We start from the raw sequence: 5,204 nt of genomic DNA on the forward strand, positions 1-5,204 counted from the left end.
CGCCCGCGTGACGGCCGTGGTCAGCGCGCCGACGTCGGCCGCCAGCCGGACGAGGTAGTGGCTGCCGCCCGGCACCTCGTAGCGGGCGCGGTCCGGCACCACCGCGCGGGCCCGCAGGGCGTACTCCAGCGACCCGGCCGCGCTCGCCTCGCTGTGGTCGCGGGTGCCGTGGACGATCAGCACGCGGCGCCCGGCGAGCTGGTCGATCCCGTCCCCGCTGGGCAGCCAGGGCGCGATCCCGGCCACGCCGACGACGTTGGGGTGCCCGGCGCACCAGAACGCGGCGCGCCCGCCCAGCGAGTTGCCGATCAGCACCACCGGCACCGGCCCGTACCGGCGTTCGAGCTCGTCGAGCGCCCAGCGGGTGTCCACGGCGGTGTCGGCGTCGGCGCCGTTCCAGCCGCTGTGGCGGTAGCGCAGCAGGTGCACGGCGAGGCCGTGGCCGCGTCCGCGCCCGGCGAGACCGGCGGCCAGGTCGCGCAGGCCGAGTTCGGCGATCCGCAGCGGACCGCCGCGCCCGCGCACGAACCCGCCCGGGAGCAGCAGCGCGACCCCGCGCACCGGTCCGGCGGGATCTCCCCCGGCCCCGCCCGTGGAACCGGACGCGGACTCGGTGAAGCCCTCGCCCTGCCACGACGTCAACTGTGCGGAACGAAGCCCCCGCTGTGCTCGGAACACGTGCTTCCTCTCCTGATGCCTTCCGGCGGATTCTGCGGATTCTACGGTTCCGCCGCCGGGTCGTGGTGGCTGAGCAGCGACCACAGCACCCAGCCGGTGACCCGCGTGCGCACGACCATGACCTGGGCCCAGCGGGCGCCGAGCGGCGACGTCCAGGTGTCCACGACCTCGACGCGGTCGCCCTGGCGGGCGAGGCCCATCACGGTGTCGCCGCCGGAGTGGTCGAGCCGCACGTTCACGGCGCTCGCGGAGACCTCCCACCATCCGCTCCCGACCTCGGGCGGGTGCGGGCCGCCGGTGACGGCGGCCGGGACGAGCAGGATCGTCAGGGAGAGGACGGCTGCGGTGGCCCGTCCGATCAGGGCCACGGGAGCCCCGGCGCGGCGTTGTGCTCGGGCGGAGGGGGACATGTGGCGGAGTAGCGGAGCATGTACAGCAGAACGAGCCGACCATTCGCATGCACACTGATCCGGTGCGACGCCCACCCGGTCGGCGGAACGGCTCGGGCGCGGCGCGAAACCCGTACGGCGGGCAAGCTGCTTACGTCGTCGTGCAGTTGGGTGATGCCCGCGCGGTGTGGCAGTCAGCCGGTCGCGAGGACGCGGCGGAGGGCGGCGCGGCCGGCCGGGCCCCACGTCGGTTGGCCGCCGGGGAGGCCGCGTTCGCCGGCACGGCCGATGTCGGCGAGGGAGAGGCTGCGCATCAGCCGCCCAGCCGCGCGCCCGGCGGAGCGTCGCCGGGTCGGTGTCCCCGTAGGCGTGGAGGAAGCCGGCGAGGGCGCCGTCGGGCAGGAGGAGCCAGGCGGCGGAGAGGTCGGTGGCCGGGTCGCCCGCGCAGAGGTCGCCGAAGTCGATCACTCCGGCGAGCGTGCCGTCGGCGGTGACGACGTTCGCCGGGTGGAGGTCGCCGTGCAGCCACACTGCCGGGCCGTCCCAGGCCGGGGCCGCGCGGGCGGCCTCCCAGGCGGACCGGACCTCGGCGGTGGCCAGGCCGGTCGGAGCGATGGCACGGAAGCGTTCCGCGAACTCCCGCCCCACCAGGGCGAGATCGACACCCCGCAGCGGATTGGCCGGCGCGTCGGCGGGCGCGGGCCGGTGGAGCGACCGGAGGAAGCCGGGTAGGGCGTGTCTGACAATTCGCGTCGTCCGCCCGGAGGGCGGGCGGGGCGGCGTTGGGGTGCGTGCATCGCAAGGCGGAGGAGGGAGTCCATGCGGTGGGGGCACCTCCCGGCCGCCAGGCTGGGGGAGCGTCGCCCCGCAGACGGGAATTGTCAGACACGCCCTGGGCGCGCGGCGGCGTCGGCCGGGCGGGAGATCGGGGCGCGGTCGAGCGGTTCGCCCGGGACCCACTCGACGACCGTCCACGGGAACGGGAATCGTCCGGACGGTTCGCCGGTGTGCACCGGACGGGGAACGGGCAGCGGGAGTCGGGCGGTCAGCGCAGGGAGCCACTGCCACTCCTTGCGCAGCCGTGCGGGTGCGTCCGGCGTACGCGGCATGCGGACGGCCAACGCGTCGCCGAGGCGCCACAGTTGGTTGCTCCAGCCGCCCGGTACGCGGCGCAGCGGCAGTTCGCCGAGGTCCGGGTGCTGCACCCGGAGGAGGGAGCGCACCAGCGGCTCGTCGATCGGGTGGCCGTCCATGGGCTGTCCTCGCTTCGCTGTCGGCCGTGGCGCGGTGATCGCCCAGTATGGCGCCGGGTGTCGGGGGAGTGGCGGCGAGGTGGCCCGCGGGGAAGCGGGGCGGGCCGGATCGGGGATCGGGCTGCGGCAGGGTCCGGTGCGGTCGAAACTGGGCGTGGACCGTTCCAAGGCCTCTACGGCACCGCGCAGTTGGGGGTCGAGGATCCGGGACGGGACTTTGATGCCGACGAGACAGGATGAGCACGCGATGAGCAGCCGTACCTCCCGCACCACCGCCGTGGCCTTGGCCGTCGTCCTCGGGCTGGGGGCGGCGCCCGCCGCGGTGGCCGACACCGCGCCGGCCGCGGGGCCCACGGTGTACGGGCTGGATTCGAAGGGGTACAGCGACGTGACGGGGATCAACAACAGCGGTGTGGTGGTCGGGTACGCGTACCCGCAGTCCTGGGAGGTGCAGTCCACCGCGATGCGCTGGGACACCGCCAACATCACGACCACGGCGGGGACTTCGATCCCCGGGACGGCACTGGCGCCGCTGCCCGGCGACCGCTTCGACGAGGCCATGGGCGTCAACGAGGCGGGCACCGTCATCGGGATCTCCTGGCCGAGCCCCACCGATTGCGGCTGCTCCGCGCAGCAGAAGCACGCCGTGCGGTGGGCGGCGGACGGCAAGCCGACCGCGCTCGCGCCGCTGCCCGGTGACGCGTACGGCCGTCCTGTCGCCGTCAACGCCGGTGGCACGGCCGTGGGTTACACCTTGTCGGACGCCGGGCAGGAGCACGCCGTCGCGTGGCAGCCGGACGGCACGCCGGTCGCTTTGAAGCCGCTGCCCGGCGACGTGCGCAGCGTGCCGTCGGCGGTCAACAGCTCGGGCATGGCGGTGGGTTACTCCCAGGGCGCGGCGTTCGACAGCCCGAAGCACGCGATCGTGTGGGGCCCGGACGGTACGGCCACCGCGCTCGACCCGGCGGGCGACTACGTGGTCAGCACGGCGTCCCGGATCAACGACGCGGGCACCGTGCTCGGCCAGGCGAGTCCGGACGGGGAGGCCTCCCGGGGCGTCGTGTGGGACGCGGACGGCAACCCGCGCGAACTCGGCGTCGGCCGCTGGGGCACCGCGCTCAACGCCGCCGGGGTCGTGGTCGGCGGGGAGCCCGACCCGGTGCACTCCGGCGGGCACGCCGTCCGCTTCGACCCGGACGGGACGAGCACGCCGCTGGGCGGGCCCCTGGCGGACTACGAGTCCTCCGTCGCCGTCGCGGTCAACAGCGCCGGTGCGGCGGTCGGTTACTCCTTCTACGGCGGCCCCTCGCGCGGCAACCAAGCCGCCCTGAGCTGGACGCCGGGCGGCGCGGTGACCAACCTGCGGCCGGGCGACTTCGCGGCGGCGTCGCTGGTCAACGATGCGGGCCTGGTCGCCGGGGTCCTGATCAGCCACAACGAGATCCACTTCGCGCTGCACTCCGCCGCGGTCTGGAAGCCGTAGCCCGCGCGCTGTCGCCCGGGCCGCCCCGACGCGTCAACCGGCCGCCGGCTCCCGGAGGTCGAGCCGGAACAGGTGGGTGCGGTGCGTCGGCGCGTAGCCGAGGGCGTCGTTGACGCGGCGCATGCGCGGGTTGGTGTCGGCGAGGGCGAGGCGGGTGTAGGTGTGGGTGAGGGTATGTCTGATCAATTCACGTCGTCCGCCCGGCGGGCGGACGGGCCGGCGGCGGGATCGGTCAGGGTGGCGATGCGGACGGGCACGGCGGATCAGCTCCCGGGAGGGTCGACGACCGGGTGACGGTAGCCGGGCTGGGTACGGGCGGCAACGCGGATTCGCCCGTCGCACGGGGGCTCCTGGGCCGGGCCGTGCCCGAATCGGTCGGGAACGTACGGAATTGACGGGTCGACGATGGAACGGATCTTCGTTCTCGGCTCGAAAACCACTGCGAACAGGCCGTTCGTCGGGATACGGTCCGCCGGTGAACGATGGCAAGGGTATGGCGGGTCAGGTGGGGGCGGCGCTCGTGTTGGCGCTGGCCGTCGTGGCGGTGGTGCTGTTCGTGCAGGGGCGGGAGGAGACCGCCGCGCCGAGCGGCAAGCCCGCCGCGTGCAATCCGCCCAAGGACACGGACGCGCCCGGCTACCCGGCGCTCTGCGCCGCCCTGAACCGCCCCGACCTGCCCGCGCTGGTCGGGGTGCCCGGCGAGCACGTCGTGAACGCGTACTCCGCGGGCCTGCTGCCGTCCGAGAAGGGCGCGAAGGGGCGCGACGCCGCGGTGGAGGTGCAGGTCGGCTCGTACAACGTGCGGCTCGCCGACAACGGCGACCTCTCGCTGCGCACCGTCGCCGAGTTCCTGACCCCGAAGGTGCTGCCGGGCTCGGTGCTCGGTCATCCGGCGGCGACGTACACGGACCACACGATGTCGATCTCCTTCGGCCTCGCGGGCTCGAAGTCCAGCGCGGGCACCGGCGGCATCGCGCAGCACCTCGTCGTCTCCAAGGGGCAGGGGGACGGCGTCGGCTCGTACGAGATCGCGGTCTGGCGGCAGGACGCCGGCGCCGTGGACGACGCGGCGGCGCGGCGCATCGCGGAGACGGTGCTGCCGACGCTCCAGGGGTGGGTGTCCGGGCAGCAGTAGGGCGGGCTCAGCTCAGGAGCCACGCGCGGGTCAGGGCGACGACCTCCTCGCGGCTGCGCGGGCCCTCGTCGGCGGCGACGAAGTGGTTGCCGATGCGGGTGGAGAGGCTGACCAGGCAGCGCAGCTCGACCTCGTCCTCGTCGGGGCAGAACTCCCGGTACAGGGTGCGCATGTAGGCCATGCGCCGGTTGTCGATGCGCCGGAGGCGCTCGGCGACGGCCGCGTCGCGGCGGGCCCAGTCGCGGACGGCGAGTTCGGCGGCGATG

Annotated in this window: 5 protein-coding genes and 2 pseudogenes; 2 read left to right on the forward strand and 5 right to left on the reverse strand. The window is 74.8% G+C overall.

Translation table 11 applies throughout. The features are described 5' to 3' along the window. The 3 genes and pseudogenes from AB0O00_RS28695 to AB0O00_RS28705 all read right to left on the reverse strand — a co-directional run. The coding region (locus AB0O00_RS28695) for an alpha/beta hydrolase (protein ID WP_363656612.1) at positions 1 to 642 on the reverse strand (642 nt) is incomplete at its 3' end. 77 nt (positions 643 to 719) lie between these two features. Further along, entirely contained in the window at positions 720 to 1,046 is a 327-nt protein-coding gene (locus AB0O00_RS28700) for a hypothetical protein (protein ID WP_363656614.1), read from the reverse strand. 215 nt (positions 1,047 to 1,261) lie between these two features. Further along, a pseudogene (locus tag AB0O00_RS28705) lies at positions 1,262 to 2,320 on the reverse strand (phosphotransferase). Positions 2,321 to 2,567: 247 nt separating this feature from the next. On the opposite strand from AB0O00_RS28705, the gene AB0O00_RS28710 reads away from it, so the two are divergent. Further along, positions 2,568 to 3,803 (forward strand): hypothetical protein, encoded by a 1,236-nt coding sequence (locus AB0O00_RS28710; protein ID WP_363656615.1) that lies wholly within the window; start codon positions 2,568 to 2,570, stop codon positions 3,801 to 3,803. Between the two features lie 33 nt (positions 3,804 to 3,836). Here the strand turns inward: AB0O00_RS28710 and AB0O00_RS28715 are convergent, their stop codons facing one another. Then, a complete protein-coding gene (locus AB0O00_RS28715) occupies positions 3,837 to 3,989 on the reverse strand; it encodes a hypothetical protein (protein WP_363656617.1) in 153 nt (50 codons plus the stop codon). 289 nt (positions 3,990 to 4,278) lie between these two features. Here AB0O00_RS28715 and AB0O00_RS28720 point away from each other — a divergent pair, with 289 nt between their 5' ends. After that, positions 4,279 to 4,938 carry a DUF6215 domain-containing protein gene (locus AB0O00_RS28720; protein ID WP_363656618.1) on the forward strand — a complete coding sequence of 220 codons (660 nt, stop codon included), beginning with the start codon at positions 4,279 to 4,281 and terminating at the stop codon, positions 4,936 to 4,938. A gap of 7 nt (positions 4,939 to 4,945) precedes the next feature. Here AB0O00_RS28720 and AB0O00_RS28725 read toward each other — a convergent pair. Then, positions 4,946 to 5,204: pseudogene (locus AB0O00_RS28725) on the reverse strand (TetR/AcrR family transcriptional regulator); the annotation flags it as partial.

Origin of the sequence: Kitasatospora sp. NPDC093558, assembly GCF_040683475.1 — a bacterium.
Lineage (GTDB): Bacteria > Actinomycetota > Actinomycetes > Streptomycetales > Streptomycetaceae > Kitasatospora.

Bases quoted from the DNA above. Each gene is read 5' to 3' on its own strand.
- AB0O00_RS28710 (WP_363656615.1), top strand. From the start codon at position 2,568: ATGAGCAGCCGTACCTCCCGCACCACCGCCGTGGCCTTGGCCGTCGTC.